This window comes from Kocuria sp. KH4, assembly GCF_053711175.1.
This window is the reverse complement of the sequence record NZ_JBSJYX010000026.1, coordinates 33377-48675: the sequence shown is the minus strand read 5'-3', so window position 1 is coordinate 48675 and position 15299 is coordinate 33377. Positions and strand designations below refer to the sequence as shown.

Genomic DNA, 15299 nt, shown 5'->3' with positions numbered 1-15299 from the left:
CACACCTTAGAAGACATCCAATCGGGGTAACGCACCACCCGCTTTACATATGGGCGGTTAGCGGCGGCCCGTGCTGCGGTAGGGGTTGCTGTCAGGGGCGACGTATGGCAGCCAGATGGCACTCGGGAAAGCGGTGCAACGAGTCAGGCAGGCTCATCGTGCGCCAGGCCTCGTCGAACCCGGCTCGGGCAAGCCGTGCACTCATCTCCTCGGGATGCCAGCGCCAGGCCGGTGCCACCGCGTGATCGAACGGCACCACCGGTTGCCCTTCGCCATCAGTGCTCTGGAAGGCCAGCAGCACCACGCCGCCGGCCGGCATGCGCTATGCCCAGGAAGCGAGCACGCCACCGATCCGGTGGGGATCGACGTGGATCAGGCTGAACCGGGCCAGGACACCGCGGAGCGGAACCAGCTGATCGGTCGGCCCCGGGGAGTCGTTGAGGTTGGCCTCGCCGCGCCGGAACGCCACCTCGGGGTGTGACCTGCGGGCGATGTCCAGCATGGCTTCTGAGGGATCGATGCCCATGACGTGAAGGCCGTGGTGGGCGAGGTCGGCGGTGACGTGCCCGGTCCCGCATCCGATGTCCACCACGGTGCTCTCGCTGTGGTGGACCAGGACCATGTCCGCGAAGGTGGCGACCGCATGTCGTTCCAGAGGTGTCTGGAACGGGTCCGGGAAGGTGAGCTCGTACTGTTCGGCCAGTGCGTCGTAGCCGGGTTGGGTTCCCACGCGGGACAGCCTCCCACACCGCGGTGTTCACCGGGCGCTTCGCCTGCTCTCGGGCGGTGGATCGATGGTTCCGGGCGTGTTCGGGAGGGCCCCAGCGGGGTTCAGATAGCGTGCAGCGCCCGTGCGCAACGCAGCAGCCCCCGGGCCCGAGGCCGCTCCGGTGCAGACGGTGCTCCGTGGTGGTCGATGCGTGCTACTGCGTGTGCGCCAGCACGTAACGGTCCAGGCCGTCCTGGCTGGCCTCGAGCTCGAAGCCGCGGCGGGTGAGCAGCCGGGTCGAGGCGGTGTTGGCCGGAGCGGCCCAGGCGATCAACCGGACCCGACCGTAGACGTCCGGGACCGTGGCCACGGCCAGGTCGACCATGGCTCCGGCCACCCCGCGCCCCCAGTGCTGTGGGGACACCCAGTAGCCAATCTCCACGCCCGCATCGCACCGGGTGGTGACCACCAGGCCGACCGCCTCGCCACCTGCTTCAGCGATGAACCACCGGACCGCCCCACCCTGCTCGACCGGCTGCTGCTGCAGCGCGGCACGAAGACGGTCCTGGATGGCCTGCGGCGCCCAGGGGCGACCGTCACCGACGAAGCGGGTCACTCGCTCGTCGGTGGCCAGGCCGGTGAAGAAAGCAGTGTCCGCCTCGTGGAACGGGCGCAGAGTGATCGAAGGGCGGGTGGGCATGGGGCAAGACCTTTGAAGTAGGAGCGGGGCCCCTGTCACCGTATCCGGCACCGGGTGATCCATGGTCACCCCGTGGCGTGAAGGTGGCAGTCCGTGTGCGATGACCGTGGTGGGCAGTGATGCTGCCCTAACGTGGTGAGCATGATCAGTTCCCGGCCCGCCCCGATCGAACAAGCTGTCCTTGAGGATGCGAGGGCCGTGCACGAGCTTCGGTGCCAGATCGAGGACTGGCTGGGTGAGCAGGGCATCGAGCAGTGGGGCCACGGCCATGTGAGCCGGCAGGAGATCACCGAGCAGATCCGGGCCGGCCAGTGGTATCTGGTCCGCGGCCCCGCCATAGGGGTCGCCGCGGCCGTGCGGCTGCTGTGGGCCGATCCCGAGGTCTGGGGTGCCGATGACACCCCGGCGGCCTATGTCCACGGGCTGATGGTCCACCGCGGTGCGTCCGGCCGTGGCCTGGGGGCGTTTCTCCTGGACTGGGCCGCGGAGCGTGGCCGGGCTGAAGGAGCAGCGGTCATCCGGCTGGACTGCGTGGAGTCGAACACAGTCCTGCGCACCTTCTACCGGCGGCAGGGATTCCAGGAGGTAGGCCGGCGGGACTTCGACGGGCCCTGGTACAGCGCCACCCTGCTGGAGAAGACCTTGCCGCCCGGACCACCGCCGGCATCCCCAGCAGGGCGCCCCATCGTCCATGGGCACGAGGGACGCTCAACGGGCCGTTAACCCGGCCGAGCCGTCGGCCCGCAGCGGCACGGTGGTGTGGCGCAGGAAGGTCTGCACCAGGGGTCCGGCGGCCACGGCCAGGACCACGGTGCCCGCCCCCACGGTCCCATCGAGGCCCCAGCCGACGGCCAGCACGAGGACTTCGATGCCGGTGCGCACCGTCCACAGTGGCTGGCCGGTGACCCGCACGGCTCCGGTCATCAGCCCGTCGCGGGGTCCGGCGCCGAAGCGGGCCCCGAGGTAGAGGGCGTCGCAGAAGGCGAACAGGACCAGCCCGAGACCGTAGTGGGCCAGCTGCTCGGCCAGTGTGCCCGGGGCGGGCAGGAGGTGGGCGGCGGCATCGGCGGCGGCCCCCACCAGCACCACGTTCACGACGGTGCCGAGTCCGGGCAGTTCACGCAGTGGGATCCAGAACACCAGCACGGTGAGCGCGATCAGGTTCGTGGCCATCCCGAAGGACAGCCCGGTGCGGTGGGCGAGGCCTTCGGCCAGCACGTTCCAGCTCGAGGCCCCCAACCCGGAGCCGACCAGCAGGGCCAAGGCGGTGCCGTACCCGATCAGCCCGGCCAGCAGCTGGAACAGCCGGCGGGGCTTGTGCTCGGCCCGCAGCTGCTCGCCGGCGCTCATCCGCCGCGCCACCAGTGGCTGGTCGGTGAGTGGAGGGGACGGGGATGCGGGCATAGGGGTCCTTCGGTGGGGGGTGACGGTGCCGGGCGGTCCGGGGCACGGTGTTCATCCTCGGGGGTATCTGGAGTTGAGAAAAAGGGCCAGAGCCCGGATCCTGGCCTGGTGCACACCACTGCCCCGACCCTGGACCGGCTGCTGGGGGACTGGGCGGCGGGCACCGGCCCGGCGCACCGAAAGCTCACCGACCGGATCCGGCTGCTGATCCTCGACGGGCGCCTGCCGCTGGGGACCACGGTGCCGGGGGAGCGGGACCTGGCCACCCGGCTGGGGATCAGCCGCACCACGGTGGCCACCGCCTACACGACCCTGCGCGAGACCGGTTACCTCACCACCCGGCAGCGAACCCGCAGCACCACCACCGTCCCGCCCGGGGCCACGAGTACCGGCCACCACGCCACCGAGCTCGTTGACGGGCAGCTGATCGACTTCTCCCACGCCTCCCCACCGGCCCCCGGAGAAGCCCTGCACCGGGCCTACACCGCAGCACTGGAGCAGCTGCCGCGGCACCTGCCCCGCCACGGCTACGCCCAGATCGGGTTGCCCGAACTCCGGGAGGCGGTGGCCACCCGGTACCGGGCCCGTGGGCTGGCCACGACCCCGGAGCAGATCCTGATCACCACCGGGGCCCAGCACGGGGTGCACCTGCTGGTGCGCGCCCTGCTGCGCCCCCGGGCCCGGGTGGTGGTCGATCACCCCACCTATCCGCACGCCCTGCACCTGCTGCGTACCACCCGGACGCGGATCACCCCGGTGGCCCTCACCGACACCGGCTGGGACCTGCCCGCCCTCGCTACCGCCACGCACGGGGCGGATCTGGCGTATCTGCTGCCGGACTTCCACAATCCCACCGGGCTCTGCCTGGCCCCCGCCGACCGGGAACGGCTCCGGTTGGGGTGCCCCACCGTGGTGGACGAGACCATGGCCGAGCTCGCCCTGGAGACAGACCCGCCCGTGCCGCTGGCCGCCTATCACTCAGGGGTGATCAGTGTGGGATCGGTGTCCAAGACCGTCTGGGGCGGGCTGCGGATCGGCTGGATCCGCGCCGACCCGGCCCTGATCCAGCGCCTGGCCCAGGCACGGGCCGACACCGACCTGGGCACCCCGGTGCTGGAACAACTGGCCTGCGTGGCGCTGCTGGAGAAGATCGACACGATCCTGCCCACCCGCCTGGACGAGCTGCGGGCCGGCCGCGCCCACCTGCTGGGCCTGCTCGGTGCGCACTTCCCGGACTGGACCGTCATGCCCGGGGTAGGCGGGTTGTCGGAGTGGGCCACGATGCCGGCCCCGATCAGCTCCCGGTTGGCCGCGCTGGCTCCGCAGCACGGTCTGCGCCTGGCCGCCGGGCCCCGCTTCGGGGTGGGCGGGGCCTTCGAACGCCACCTGCGCCTGCCCTACTCCCTGGACGCCCCCGCCCGGGAGGCCGGCATGCACGCCCTGGCCGCCACCGTGCAGGCCGCCCGCTCAGGCCACCGCGCCACCGACACCCCACCAGCCGGCCTGGTCTGAACACCACAGCCCTGCTGTAGAGGTCTGGTGCGGGCTCATCCCTCGTCGGTGCCCACAACCGTAGTGCCGGCCGCGACGTCGCGAGCCACCACCGCGCCGGCGCCGATCTTCGCACCCTCCCCGATGGTGACCGGGCCGACGACCTTCGCCCCGGACCCGATGAGCACCCCGTCCCCGACGACGGCGTGGCGCCGGCCCGGGGAGCCGTCGCCGACGAAGCTTGCACCTTGATAGATGGTCACGTCGTCGCCAATCACACTGGTTTCCCCGATGACGACCTCGCTGCCGTGGTCGATGAACAGCCGGTGCCCGATCATCGCACCGGGATGGATGGTGATACCGGTGGCCTTCGCCGCGGCGGTGGCGATCGCCTGAGCGGCCGGTCTGCCCCACCGGGTGGACCACAGACGGTGGGCGAGGCGGTGGGCGGCCACCGCGTGCAGCCCCGGGTAGCTCAGCAGCGTGGCCGCGATGCCCTGCCCGGCGGGGTCGGCGGCGGCGATCGCGCGGGCATCGGCCAGGACGCTGGGACGGGCAGGTTCGGTCATGGCCACACCCTAGAAGACATCCGACCGGGACAGCTGACCCCTACCGGATTTACCTATGGCCCGGCTATCAGCCGCTCCACGAGAACGACATTGCCTGTGGGGTTGGCCCGTGCGGGGGTAGGCCCTGTCCTGATGGGCGTGCTGGCCGTACTTGCACGCTTCCCACAGGGATGCTGTTACCGAGGAGCGATGGGTCAGGCGTCGTCGTCCTGGCTCCACAGCCAATGCAGGTAGATGGCGCCCCATCCCGGGCCCAAAGCGTCCACCAGGGCGTTGGCCACCGTGCGGGCGTCCACCCAGGGGTAGCGCTGACCGATCCGCGTCGCTTCCTGGCAGATTCTCTCCGGATCGTGGCCCTCGTGGTGCAGGGCGAGGGTGGCTTCACTGAGCCGGGCCTCGAAGAGCCGTCGATCCGTCAGGGGCACGGGCTCAAAGGTGATAGACATCAGACTCCCTCAGATCAACGATCGCCCCAGGGAGCCGGAGTTGCTCCCACGAGCAGCTCCGCAAATGGTGGAGACATAGTAAGCAACATCACACTCAAGTGGCTATTCGAGGCTTTATCTCATGTGGTATCTACTCTGGCGCTCCTCGGGGCAGCGCGAGCCCCCACGGAAACGGTGCGGCGAACTCTGACAAATCCACCGGAGTCAGGGGTGGGCGTTGACCGCCACCGACAGCTCTCCGGGCAGCTCATCGAGGTACCTGGAGGTGGTGGTCACCGAAGCGTGACCCAGCAGCTGGGCAACGACCTTCATGTCCCAGCCTTCGGCGAGCATCAGGGTGGCTGCGGTGCTCCCGGACATTGCCCGCGGGAATGATGATGCAGGTGAGGTTGCCAATGCCACGCCTATCCCGCTGGCATGCTCACCAGCCGCTCTCTCCACCATGTCGTCCTCTCACCGGTCTCACCTGCCGATGATTCTGATCAGCCAGCCCAGCAGAGGAACGACATTGACCACATCCAGCACACGATCCAGAAGGTGGCCCATCCTCCACCACCAACTGGGATTTTGCGGCGGCTCCTGTTTGGTTTTGACCATGGTGTGTAACCTCTCTGCGCCACGGCAGACGCGATCAAACCACTCCTACCCCCCACTTTGCCCGAGGAATCCCGGGAGCAGGGTGAAAATGTTCGCGATGCTGCAGTTGGGGTTGCTGTTTGACGCCTACGGGAAGCCCTACGAGCTGAGGGAGTTGCTGGTGGCGGTGGCGGCACGGCTGGAGGAACTCGTGGTGTTCACCGACGGGCGAGCTGTCGAGAGCGGCCGAGAGGACTTTTTCGAGCACGCCGCGATGCATCGCCTCGATCGTGACCGAGTGCTGGCCACGGGGTGGGCTTTTCCCCGGCGGCCTGTCGCCGGCAGCGGTGATCGCTGTTAGGTTCCCCAGCATGAAGACTGCGTGAGTGCCTGCCCTGTGATCGACGAATCCCCGACTGCGTCAGGAGCACCACCATGTCTCACCCTTCTTCCGCGCGCCCGCTGCAGGGCAGAACCGCCCTGGTCACCGGGGTCTCCCGCCGCCGCGGCATCGGCTACGCAGTGGCGGTCGAACTCGCCTCCCTGGGGGCCAGCGTGTTCTTCCACCACTACAGCCCGCACGACAGGGATCAGCCGTGGGGCGCCGACGACCTGGACGCCGTGCGCGCCGGCATCCGGGCGGTCCTCCAGAACGGGGCGGTCACCGGCGACTTCTCCGCAGACCTGCGCGGCGCCGACGCCGTCGAGGACCTCGTGGACCAGGCTCACGCCCTGACTGGGCACCTGGACATCCTGGTGTGCAACCACGCCCGCAGCGGTGGGGACGGGTCCATCTTCGATATGACCGCCGAGACTCTGGACGCGTTCTGGGACACCAACACCCGTTCCACACTGCTGCTGACCCGTCACTTCGCCCAGCGCCACTCGGCCACGGCTGCTCGGTCGGCACCGGCCCGGCCTGGGCAGCGCCTCGGGGGCACCGGACCCGTCGAGGAACGGGCGGCGGGCCGGGTGTTCTGGATGACCTCGGGCCAGGGCGATGGGCCCATGCGCGGTGAGGTCGCCTACGCGGCGAGCAAGGCGGCTCTGGCCGGGGTGACACCGACGGTGGCCGCGGAACTGCTCGAGGTGGGCATCGTGCTGAACACCATCAACCTGGGACCGGTGAACACCGGCTACCTGGACCCGGAAACCGCCGACCGGTCCCTGGCCGAGCTCGAGGCGTGGCGGCGGGCCACCCCGTTCGGCCGCTGGGGACGGCCCACGGATCCGGCGCGGCTGATCGGGTGGCTGGCCACCGACCACGGGGTGTGGGTCGCCGGTCAGGTCATCACCACCGACGGGGGCCTGAGTCTGACCTGACCGCGCCATGAGACCCGACTACTCCACTAGGACGGGAAAGCACCCTCTCTTCACTTCGACAGGCATGGTGATCTTCCCGCCATCTCGCTATGCGCTGCCGTCATGGCGACCACGTGCTGCATGAGGTGTGCCGCCCTACATCGGGGTGTGGCGTAACGAAGCGCGGCGATAAGGTGTTGCGGGGACCCGACCCGTAGCGTTTTACGAATGCACAGAAGGCGCGCGGAGTGGAAGACCCGGCAGCGTCGCGACATGGCTTGGATCCTGGTGTTGCTGGCCGGGGTGCAGGTGGGTCTGCTGGCTGCGGTGATCGGTGTCCTGGTCGAAGACTTCGTGGTGGGCACTGTTGTTGCCTTGGTTCCGGGTGCTGTGGTGGTGGGGATCTGGTGGCGGCGGTTTCTGGACTAGCCCGGGCTGGGGGGGGCATAGAAAAAGCCGGGCGGCCGCCCGGCTTTTTCTTCTGGGAGGCGCGGCCTGGTCAACCAGGCCTCCCGGGAAACGGTGGGTGTGAGCACGCCAGTTCCCACCTCCAGTATCCGCCACCCGCCAGTCCGTTCGCAAAAGTGACGACGATCTGTGAACGGGAGTTCCTACATCAGCCTGATCTGCCGGTACAGACAGCTCTTCCGGCGCTGTTCCCGGATGGTGCTGTCCCGGGCAGGGGGAACAACGTCTGGTCATAAATCGAGGTTGGTTCGCCGGGCAGAGGAGGGGGCCCTATGGTCGGTCAGATGGAAAAGGAACGTTATCGACCGATGAGCGAGTCCCAGCTGGAAATCGCTTGGATCGTCGTGTTGTTCGGGGGTGTGCTGGTCCTGGTGGGTGGGGTGGTGCTGAATGTGCTGCTCGAGCACCCTGCTGCCAGCTTCGCCTCGGCCGCAGCGCCAAGTGCTCTGGCGACGGCGGTGTTGTGGCGGCGCTACGTGCACTGAGTCGCGGGAGGGGTACGGAGATGTTGGAGGGGAGAGACCGGCCTCTTTCGTGGGAAATGTCCCATGCCCCAGGCTCCCGTGTCTTGCCTACCGATCCTGATGCCTATAGGCCGTCGAGAAATGATGGTGCGCTTTCCTCCGGTCCGTTAGCCTGTCGACCCTCATCGACACTCTGGCGCCGGTTGGCCAGGAAGCACTGATCATCCCGCTCGGGTCGAACATGGTCGCGTAGGGCGGCAGTGCCCACAGATGGGAAGAGCAGGAATTGGTAGATGCGTTTGTGGGGTGTGGGAAACCGCCCGCTACGATCGGATCATCAGCCCCTCCCTCCGGGGCAGTGTCCGTCTGCGGGCCGGTGATGACGGTGTGACGGCGCGGGTCGTCACCAGCAATTCCGAACTACCCCTTACCTCCAGGAGATTCGTGGTGTCGACGTCAAGGCCGACGCATCCTGTCCCGGCGGGCCGGGCGACCAGGGTTTTTGTCGTCTTGATCGGTGTGTCAGCGGTGATCGTGCTCGGTAACCTCTTCATACCGTGGTGGTCGCCGCCCCATGAGGTGCGGATTTATCTGGACATCGGCAACGAGGTCAGTCTGCCGACCTGGTGGAACACGTCCCTGTTGGTGGTGGCAGGCGTCCTGATGCTCCTCGTGAGCGGTGGCAGCGCCGGGCGCAGGGAGCGAACGGCTTGGCGGATGTTGGGCGGGATCGTGCTGCTGATGTCTTTGGACGAGGCCAGCATGCTCCACGAACGGCTCGCTCTGGTGGGTCTGCACTGGTGGCCGGACGCGGGTCTGAATTACATGTGGTTGGCGCTGGGCGTTCCGCTGGCCGCGGCCGTGGTGCTGTTCATTGTGCTTCTCAGCCGGGCACTGCCCGGGCGGGCCCGGTGGGCGGTGCTGGGGGCTTTCGGGATTTACTTCACGGGGGCGATCGGGGCTGAGGTCGCCCAGGAGCTGGTGCTGCAGGTGGATGGGCACTGGTTTGTCCGTCATTTCCTCGCGCATGTGGAGGAGGGGCTGGAAATGACCGGTGCGGCACTATTGCTCGTCACCGCTCTGGCGCGATTGCACCCCCCGCGAATCATGGAGGAAGCTGGGGCGTCGGAGGCCTCCGACGCCCGGTTCGAGCGCCGTGCAGCAGACCTCAACGAGTCTTCCGCTCGGTTGCCCGCAGCGGCCGAGCAGCACCACGACGCTCCGGCCGAGGCCTCTTCGAGTTCTATCGCCCCGAGGAGGCCGTAGTGAAACACACCATGGTCACCGAAAACCCTTTTCTTCCCGCGTTTCTTTTCTCCGGAGGTTTGACGCGATCGTGAAGGAAGCTCAAATCCCTGGAGATCCACAACGGATGCTCATGCCCGCTCCGATCCGTGTGGTGGGAGTCGTCCCGTGTCATAACGAGGAAGCCGCGATCGCGAAGGTCGTCACTGATCTGCGCGCCACGGTGCCGGGCATCGAGGTCTACGTTTACGACAACTGCTCCACCGATGACACGGCAGGGGCAGCCCGGCGGGCCGGGGCGCACGTGCGGCGTGAGGAGGAGAAGGGCAAGGGCAATGTGGTGCGGCGGGCTTTCGCGGATCTGGACGCCGACGTCTATCTGCTCATCGATGGCGACGACACCTATGACGTGGCGCAGGCGCCCGCGATGATCGACACGTTGCTCTCCGGTCCCTACGATCACGTGCTGGGCGTGCGCCGGCAGCTCAGTGGCACCGCTTACCGGTCGGGGCACGAGTCCGGCAACAAGTTCTTCAACACACTCGTAAGTTTCGCTTTTCAGCGCAAGGTCTCGGACATGCTCAGCGGCTACCGGGTCTTCTCCCGGCGCTTCGTGAAATCTTTTCCCGCGCTTTCCAAGGAGTTCGAGATCGAGACGGAACTGACCGTCCACGCCGTCAACGCCCGTGTGCCCCAGGCTGAAGTGGAGGTCGGTTTCCGTGATCGGGCCGAGGGCAGTGAGAGCAAGCTGCGGACCTACCACGACGGTTTTCGGATTCTGGGGATCTTTGGGCAGCTGCTCTTTCACGAGCGCCCGTTCCTGGCGACAGGCATCGTCTCGCTGGGACTGTTCCTCCTGGGCCTGGTCCTCGGTGTGCCTGTGGTGGTGGAATTCGCCGGCACCGGGCTCGTCCCCCGATTCCCGACGGCGTTCCTGGCTGCGGCTGTGATGATCCTCTCCGGGGTGTTCCTGCTCATGGGCGTCCTGCTGCACGGCCAGGCCAAGATCCGCCGGGAGACCTCCCGGCTGTTCTACCTGCGTCAGCCCGCTCCTCCTTGGAGCGGCCAAGGCGAGACCAGATCGTGCCCGCCTCCGGCGGCAGACCAGCGGCGGTGGGCCAGATGAGCCCGGCCTCGAGGACCTCGCGCCGGCGATGGCTGCCGCTGGTTCCTTGGGTTCAAGGCCTTGGGATGCTCCTGGTGCTGCAGTTCGCCCTGTTCGGTCTGCTCGTGGTGGGCCAGGCGGTACCGGACCGGCCTATCGTCAACCATCTGCTGGCCGCGGTCGAGGACGGAACCTACGGGCCCAACGCCATGATCGATCGGATGGGCGGGGTCTCGGACACGTTTACGGAGTGCGTGGTGGTGGGCACGGGTCTGGGTGCCTCTCCGGAGGAATCCGCCTTCGACCGGGCCGTGCGGATGCCGCGGATCGGCAACTGCGCCGGCGGCGCCGGTGACCTCCAAGCCATCGCGGAAGGCGCGGTGATCCAGGACAGCAACTACTACAAGTACTGGGCCGGCTACACCGTGATCACCCGTCCCGTGCTCGCACTGATGGGCCTGGAGGGATTGCGCATCGTGGCGGGCACCCTCATGCTGCTCGCGGCCGTCGGTGCTTTCCTCGCGCTCCGCGCCCGGACCACCACCGCGGTGGCGTTGGGGTTGATCCTGCCATTCCTGGTGGGGACCAACCTGCTGTCCACGCCGTCGACGTCCTTCAGCCAGTCGATCTCCATCGCCTTCGTCTTCCTCTCGGTGCTGCTCACCGCGGTCGGGTCCGGGCGCTCGATCCGGCTCGGCGGTTACGGTGCGTTGCTGGGCGCGGCGCTGTTCTGCTACGTGGATCTGCTCACCACCCCGGCGGTGCCCTGGGCGATGTCCGCCTTCGTGCTCGGGGCCGTGGTGTGGTTCCGCACCGACCGGCTCCGGGACGCCTTCGTCGGGGTGCTGGTGGGCGGGGCGGTCTGGCCGGCTGCCTTCGGTATCACCTGGGTGTCACGATGGGTCTTCGGCGCTGTCTTCCTCGGCTTCTCCGAGACCTTTGACACGGTCCAGGAGAACGTCGGGTTCCGGACCGGTGGCGAGCACGAGGCGGTTTCCGAGGCTCTGGGCGCAGGCACCCTGAGCAACGCCATCTACTGGTGGCGGGTCCTGCCCACGGCGGAACTGGTGCTGATCGGCTGCCTCGTGACGGTGGCCGCCGGACTCTTCCTGGCGTTGCGGCGGGCCGGGCTCACCCGCTGGGCAGTAGCCGTGGTGCTGGCCTTACCTGCCTTTGCCGTGCCCTTCTGGTACGAAGCACTCAGCAACCACTCCCAGATCCACGCCCTGTTCACCTACCGTGGTATCCCCACCGCCCTGGCCATCGGCACGGCCGCCTGCCTCACCGCCGCCGCCCGACCGACCCCCGCCCCGACCCCGGGTCCTGGACCCACGACGGGTGCGCAACGAGACGAAACCAAGGCCGCGGAACCGGCACCAGGACACGACCCAACCCCCGCCCCCGACCGATCCTGAACGGGTGTCAACAGTCCCGGTTCGGGAATCCTGGCAGGGACTGTCGCTCTAACGGATGCTCCTATTGGCGTCAAGCGGTTTTCAGGCGTTGATGGTCGATCTCGTCGAGCCAGTGCTGGCAGCGGTGGACGTGGTCGGGGACCCATCGTGTGGGGGACGCGCCTTCCGCCCGCGGGACGGAGTGGCGGAAGGCGCGTCCGTGCCAAGGTGTGATCACTTGGCGTGCGGGGCCCGTCGGGGGCGACAGCAGTGGCATCCCCCTGAGGGCATTCCGCGGCGCTGTGCATCGGAACAGCGCCTTATCAGGGTAGGCATTAGACAGCAAACTTGCTATGGGTAGGAGCTTTGCTTCGCTTCGTGACGGGTCATCCGGTGTGCCGCCGGTGGCGGAACCCGCGTAACCGTGGAAGTGCGATGCCCCCAGGCGCGGCTGCGGGGCTTCGGGCGCGCCGCTGCGGGGGCTGGTTGAGCAGTGAGCGGGTCCGGCCCGCCTCGTCGGGCGGCTGCCACGCCCGGGTGCCCCCCACCTCCTGGAACCTTGATGTGCAACTGCGCGCACTCACCGAGACCGGAGTGCCGGCAAAGCTGGTCTTCGCCCACAAGGTCAGCGGCACCCAAGCCGAGGGCCTGGGCCAGGCCGCGCTCATGGCCGAGGCCCGGGAGGAGGGCGCCTTCGTGCACTACCTTTTGGGCCGGCTGGACCGGTCCTTGGTGCACATGGTCACCGCCATTGACGAACTGATTCGTCTCGGAGTCATCCTGCGTAGTCTCAGCGATACCGTCGACCCCTTCGGGGCCGGACGCTTTCAGCTCAATGTATTCGCGGTGATGGTCGAGTACCAACAGGCGCTGATCGTGGGGCGTGTCCAGGACGGGCCGAAGCCCGCCCGGGCCTGCGTGGTGCAGCTGGGTCGCAAGTCCTCGACGGCCCCGAGCAGGTCCGCGCCGTCCACCGGCTGCACCGGGCCGGGGGGCTGCCCGCCGACGAGGTCGAGATCGGGAACGCCGAGGCGGCTGCTGCCGCCGGCCATGCCGTCTTCGGTGCCCGGGAGGTCCGGTGATGCGGGCCTTCGTGATGGATGTGTGCGGCCGGGTGTTCTGAGCCGGTGATCTTCTTGCGCCGGTAGGCCGACCCCACCACAATAAGCAGTTATGAAGCACACTGATAAAAACATTCTGTCCCTGAGCGCCCTGGCGCTCTCCGCTCTCTTGCTGGCCGGTTGTGCCGACGGCGGAGGCCAGGGCGGTGGTGAGGAGACCACTGGCGGGTCCGCTACGAGTGCGGCCACTACCGAGTCCACCGCCAGCGAGAGCGCCGCCGCGGGCGAGAGCGCCTCGGCGTCTCCCTCCGGCGCGGCGACCGCGGGCGAGAGCGCCTCGGCGTCTCCCTCGGCTTCCGGGGCGGCCGGGGTCGGGGCGGAGGCCGGTGCGGTGGCCGGGGCGATCGTGGCCGCGGAGGAATCCGTGGCTGGTGGGCAGGTCTTCGAGATCGATCGTAAGGACGCCGGTGACGGGTGGGAGGTGAAGTTGGCCGTGGAGGACCGGGAGCAGGAGGTGGAGGTCTCCGCCGACGGGCAGGAGGTCACTGCGCAGGAGAGTGATGACGAGCTGGACCAGCAGGACCGGGAGAACCTCGCCCAGGTCCAGGTGCCCTTGGAGGATGCCGTGCGCACCGCTTTGGAGGAGGTGGAGGGCACCCTGGACAGCGCCCAGCTGGACACCGAGGACGGCACCACCGTGTGGGAGGTCGACATCGACGATGATCAGGGCACCTCGGTGGATGTGTACGTCAACGTCGACAACGGCTCCGTGCTCAAGGTCGATCGCTGAGCCCACCGGACCGACCCCGGGGGAAACTGGTTCTTGGGGGCGGTTCGGTGAGAGCCCCGGTGCAGGTTCGACAGGCTCTGGCCGAGGCCCATTTTTACTCCGGCCCACAGGTGGGCGGGGACAGGGGCCCCCGGATGCAGGTGGGAAACGCAGCCTTCAGCGGCTCTAGTCAGCTTGCTGTCCATTGGGTAGCGTTCACAGTGCTGCGCAGTGGAGCGGTCGTGGATGACCTGTTGCCCTGCGCGGGGTTGTCAAAGTCAACCGGCGGGGCGAGTCGCCCCCGCAGCGACAGCTATCCGAGTTCGCCACGATCGTGGCGTCATGAGAAGGAGAAGCACATGCCGGCAGGACAGGGCAAGAACATCCGTCGGGTCACCAGCGTCGATGTGATCCGCAGCAACGCCGGGGAGGGCCAGCCTGGTGCGTACACCTTCGAGCTGACCCTGGATGAGGGAGTGGAGGAGTACCTGCTCGTGGTGCCCGACAGTGAGGCGTCCACGGTGGCGCGACTGATCCAGCACAGCAGCGCCATGCAGCTGGACAAGAACACCGATGACTTGATCTTCGAGAACTACGGATCCTGACCGTCACACCGCGAGCAAGCCCCGCCCGAGGAACTTCTCGGGCGGGGCTTGCTCATGAAGTGACCGCCGGAGCGCTCACCTGCTGCAGTCGATCAGCTGCGGGAGGCGCGCACCTCGGGGTCTTTGGTGTGGTCCCGGGTCACGGACCGGGAGCCGAGCAGGCCCGTGATCGAGGCGATGATCGCCCCGAGCAGCAGCCCGGCGAAGGTCCACAGGGAACCGGCGGCGGCGGTGTCAGCGGCCTGCTCGGCCTCCGGGGCGGCCTCTTCCACGGCCTGACCAGCCTCCTGCTGAGCGTTCTCGGCGGCCTGCTCAGCCTCGGCGGGGTCCACCTCCGGGGCCAGCGAGGCGGCCTGGCCCGGGTTCTGCGCTGCAGCGTCGGTGACGGTGGAGGTGGCCGAGCCCAGCAGGTTCCCGGCCGCGCCCAGGATGTTGCCCACGAGCAGGCCGGCGAGAACCACGGCGGCCAGCAGGGCGGTGGCCCAGGTGAGGAACCCGTGGATCAGCCCGGCCCGACCGGCCAGGGCGCCGGCGACGTAACCACCGGCGGCCAGGGCCAACACCAGGGTCACGATGGACCACAGGCCGGTGGCGATGCCCACCCCCTCCCCAGGGTTGGCCGAGGTCAGATCCGCCATGCCCAACCCCAGGGCGGCGGTGATCAGCGACAGCAACAGGGTCAAGGCCAAGAAGGTGACGACCCCGGCGATCACCGCCCCCCAGGAGATGTTGCGGGGATTACCCTCCCGGTCATCGCCCAGGGCGGTGTCCTTCCAGGACGGCTTGGGGGCCTGGTAGGTGTGGCTGGCCGTGTCCCCGGTGCCGGTTGGGAAGGAACCTGACGTGGAGGCGGAGTTGGCGGGGGTACTGGACATGATGGCTCCTCGTTGGACAGATGGTGCTACCGGTTGGAGTTTTTCGTGGCCTGAGCACATGGTGTGCGCTCTGCGGGGCCTGTCGCGGCCCTGTTAGGACAACCCTTGTGTCATCG

21 protein-coding genes are annotated in these 15299 nt (G+C 68.3%); 12 read left to right on the top strand and 9 right to left on the bottom strand.

What is annotated here, in order from left to right; genetic code table 11:
• Nucleotides 1–91: 91 nt before the first annotated feature.
• From ACWCOM_RS16010 to ACWCOM_RS16000, 3 genes are all read right to left on the bottom strand, one after another.
• On the bottom strand, nt 92–304 hold the full coding sequence (locus tag ACWCOM_RS16010; RefSeq protein WP_454549734.1) for a hypothetical protein: 213 nt from the start codon (nt 302–304) through the stop codon (nt 92–94).
• An 18-nt stretch (nt 305–322) separates the two neighbouring features.
• Nucleotides 323–730, bottom strand: coding sequence for a class I SAM-dependent methyltransferase (locus ACWCOM_RS16005; protein WP_454549733.1), 408 nt, complete (start codon nt 728–730; stop codon nt 323–325).
• A 193-nt stretch (nt 731–923) separates the two neighbouring features.
• The gene (locus tag ACWCOM_RS16000) at nt 924–1409 is read right to left on the bottom strand and encodes a GNAT family N-acetyltransferase (protein ID WP_454549732.1); all 486 of its coding nucleotides are present in this window, start codon (nt 1407–1409) and stop codon (nt 924–926) included.
• A 141-nt stretch (nt 1410–1550) separates the two neighbouring features.
• Here ACWCOM_RS16000 and ACWCOM_RS15995 point away from each other — a divergent pair, with 141 nt between their 5' ends.
• Nucleotides 1551–2132 (top strand): GNAT family N-acetyltransferase, encoded by a 582-nt coding sequence (locus tag ACWCOM_RS15995; RefSeq protein ID WP_454549731.1) that lies wholly within the window; start codon nt 1551–1553, stop codon nt 2130–2132.
• Here ACWCOM_RS15995 and yczE read toward each other — a convergent pair.
• Nucleotides 2118–2813, bottom strand: a complete 696-nt coding sequence (yczE, locus tag ACWCOM_RS15990) for a membrane protein YczE (RefSeq protein ID WP_454549730.1) — start codon at nt 2811–2813, stop codon at nt 2118–2120. The genes ACWCOM_RS15995 and yczE overlap by 15 nt on opposite strands.
• Nucleotides 2814–2921: 108 nt before the next feature.
• On the opposite strand from yczE, the gene yczR reads away from it, so the two are divergent.
• Complete coding sequence (yczR, locus tag ACWCOM_RS15985; protein ID WP_454549729.1) at nt 2922–4325, top strand: MocR-like transcription factor YczR; 1404 nt, start codon at nt 2922–2924, stop codon at nt 4323–4325.
• Nucleotides 4326–4360: 35 nt separating this feature from the next.
• On the opposite strand, the gene epsC is transcribed toward yczR, so the two are convergent.
• From epsC to ACWCOM_RS15965, 4 genes are all read right to left on the bottom strand, one after another.
• Nucleotides 4361–4873 carry a serine O-acetyltransferase EpsC gene (gene epsC / locus ACWCOM_RS15980; RefSeq protein WP_454549728.1) on the bottom strand — a complete coding sequence of 171 codons (513 nt, stop codon included), beginning with the start codon at nt 4871–4873 and terminating at the stop codon, nt 4361–4363.
• Nucleotides 4874–5067: 194 nt separating this feature from the next.
• On the bottom strand, nt 5068–5319 hold the full coding sequence (locus ACWCOM_RS15975; protein ID WP_075870946.1) for a hypothetical protein: 252 nt from the start codon (nt 5317–5319) through the stop codon (nt 5068–5070).
• A gap of 204 nt (nt 5320–5523) precedes the next feature.
• Entirely contained in the window at nt 5524–5679 is a 156-nt protein-coding gene (locus ACWCOM_RS15970) for a tyrosine-type recombinase/integrase (protein ID WP_454549727.1), read from the bottom strand.
• A gap of 102 nt (nt 5680–5781) precedes the next feature.
• On the bottom strand, nt 5782–5916 hold the full coding sequence (locus tag ACWCOM_RS15965) for a hypothetical protein (RefSeq protein ID WP_454549726.1): 135 nt from the start codon (nt 5914–5916) through the stop codon (nt 5782–5784).
• A gap of 88 nt (nt 5917–6004) precedes the next feature.
• Here ACWCOM_RS15965 and ACWCOM_RS15960 point away from each other — a divergent pair, with 88 nt between their 5' ends.
• From ACWCOM_RS15960 to ACWCOM_RS15915, 10 genes are all read left to right on the top strand, one after another.
• Nucleotides 6005–6256 carry a hypothetical protein gene (locus tag ACWCOM_RS15960; RefSeq protein ID WP_454549725.1) on the top strand — a complete coding sequence of 84 codons (252 nt, stop codon included), beginning with the start codon at nt 6005–6007 and terminating at the stop codon, nt 6254–6256.
• A 74-nt stretch (nt 6257–6330) separates the two neighbouring features.
• Complete coding sequence (locus ACWCOM_RS15955) at nt 6331–7218, top strand: SDR family oxidoreductase (RefSeq protein WP_454549724.1); 888 nt, start codon at nt 6331–6333, stop codon at nt 7216–7218.
• A 252-nt stretch (nt 7219–7470) separates the two neighbouring features.
• A complete protein-coding gene (locus tag ACWCOM_RS15950) occupies nt 7471–7626 on the top strand; it encodes a hypothetical protein (RefSeq protein ID WP_154676747.1) in 156 nt (51 codons plus the stop codon).
• Between the two features lie 347 nt (nt 7627–7973).
• Nucleotides 7974–8150 carry a hypothetical protein gene (locus ACWCOM_RS15945; RefSeq protein ID WP_454549723.1) on the top strand — a complete coding sequence of 59 codons (177 nt, stop codon included), beginning with the start codon at nt 7974–7976 and terminating at the stop codon, nt 8148–8150.
• A 423-nt stretch (nt 8151–8573) separates the two neighbouring features.
• The gene (locus ACWCOM_RS15940) at nt 8574–9395 is read left to right on the top strand and encodes a hypothetical protein (RefSeq protein WP_454549722.1); all 822 of its coding nucleotides are present in this window, start codon (nt 8574–8576) and stop codon (nt 9393–9395) included.
• Nucleotides 9396–9507: 112 nt separating this feature from the next.
• Nucleotides 9508–10500, top strand: a complete 993-nt coding sequence (locus tag ACWCOM_RS15935; RefSeq protein ID WP_454549721.1) for a glycosyltransferase — start codon at nt 9508–9510, stop codon at nt 10498–10500.
• Between the two features lie 65 nt (nt 10501–10565).
• The gene (locus tag ACWCOM_RS15930; RefSeq protein ID WP_454549720.1) at nt 10566–11894 is read left to right on the top strand and encodes a hypothetical protein; all 1329 of its coding nucleotides are present in this window, start codon (nt 10566–10568) and stop codon (nt 11892–11894) included.
• Between the two features lie 516 nt (nt 11895–12410).
• Complete coding sequence (locus tag ACWCOM_RS15925) at nt 12411–13004, top strand: recombinase family protein (protein ID WP_454549719.1); 594 nt, start codon at nt 12411–12413, stop codon at nt 13002–13004.
• 42 nt (nt 13005–13046) lie between these two features.
• Complete coding sequence (locus ACWCOM_RS15920; protein WP_454549718.1) at nt 13047–13724, top strand: PepSY domain-containing protein; 678 nt, start codon at nt 13047–13049, stop codon at nt 13722–13724.
• 338 nt (nt 13725–14062) lie between these two features.
• A complete protein-coding gene (locus tag ACWCOM_RS15915) occupies nt 14063–14308 on the top strand; it encodes a hypothetical protein (protein ID WP_047801992.1) in 246 nt (81 codons plus the stop codon).
• A 92-nt stretch (nt 14309–14400) separates the two neighbouring features.
• Here ACWCOM_RS15915 and ACWCOM_RS15910 read toward each other — a convergent pair whose 3' ends face one another.
• Nucleotides 14401–15183 (bottom strand): hypothetical protein, encoded by a 783-nt coding sequence (locus ACWCOM_RS15910; protein ID WP_176337463.1) that lies wholly within the window; start codon nt 15181–15183, stop codon nt 14401–14403.
• Nucleotides 15184–15299 lie beyond the last annotated feature (116 nt).

Excerpts from the sequence above, each read along its gene's own strand:
- ACWCOM_RS15950 (WP_154676747.1), top strand. The coding sequence starts at position 7,471 with ATGGCTTGGATCCTGGTGTTGCTGGCCGGGGTGCAGGTGGGTCTGCTG.
- ACWCOM_RS15995 (WP_454549731.1), top strand. The coding sequence starts at position 1,551 with ATGATCAGTTCCCGGCCCGCCCCGATCGAACAAGCTGTCCTTGAGGAT.
- ACWCOM_RS15960 (WP_454549725.1), top strand. The coding sequence starts at position 6,005 with ATGTTCGCGATGCTGCAGTTGGGGTTGCTGTTTGACGCCTACGGGAAG.
- ACWCOM_RS15920 (WP_454549718.1), top strand. The coding sequence starts at position 13,047 with ATGAAGCACACTGATAAAAACATTCTGTCCCTGAGCGCCCTGGCGCTC.
- yczE (WP_454549730.1), bottom strand. The coding sequence starts at position 2,813 with ATGCCCGCATCCCCGTCCCCTCCACTCACCGACCAGCCACTGGTGGCG.
- ACWCOM_RS15955 (WP_454549724.1), top strand. The coding sequence starts at position 6,331 with ATGTCTCACCCTTCTTCCGCGCGCCCGCTGCAGGGCAGAACCGCCCTG.
- ACWCOM_RS16000 (WP_454549732.1), bottom strand. The coding sequence starts at position 1,409 with ATGCCCACCCGCCCTTCGATCACTCTGCGCCCGTTCCACGAGGCGGAC.
- ACWCOM_RS15935 (WP_454549721.1), top strand. The coding sequence starts at position 9,508 with ATGCCCGCTCCGATCCGTGTGGTGGGAGTCGTCCCGTGTCATAACGAG.
- ACWCOM_RS15945 (WP_454549723.1), top strand. The coding sequence starts at position 7,974 with ATGAGCGAGTCCCAGCTGGAAATCGCTTGGATCGTCGTGTTGTTCGGG.
- ACWCOM_RS15970 (WP_454549727.1), bottom strand. The coding sequence starts at position 5,679 with ATGTCCGGGAGCACCGCAGCCACCCTGATGCTCGCCGAAGGCTGGGAC.
- ACWCOM_RS15930 (WP_454549720.1), top strand. The coding sequence starts at position 10,566 with ATGCTCCTGGTGCTGCAGTTCGCCCTGTTCGGTCTGCTCGTGGTGGGC.
- ACWCOM_RS15965 (WP_454549726.1), bottom strand. The coding sequence starts at position 5,916 with ATGGTCAAAACCAAACAGGAGCCGCCGCAAAATCCCAGTTGGTGGTGG.
- ACWCOM_RS15915 (WP_047801992.1), top strand. The coding sequence starts at position 14,063 with ATGCCGGCAGGACAGGGCAAGAACATCCGTCGGGTCACCAGCGTCGAT.
- ACWCOM_RS15975 (WP_075870946.1), bottom strand. The coding sequence starts at position 5,319 with ATGTCTATCACCTTTGAGCCCGTGCCCCTGACGGATCGACGGCTCTTC.
- ACWCOM_RS15910 (WP_176337463.1), bottom strand. The coding sequence starts at position 15,183 with ATGTCCAGTACCCCCGCCAACTCCGCCTCCACGTCAGGTTCCTTCCCA.
- epsC (WP_454549728.1), bottom strand. The coding sequence starts at position 4,873 with ATGACCGAACCTGCCCGTCCCAGCGTCCTGGCCGATGCCCGCGCGATC.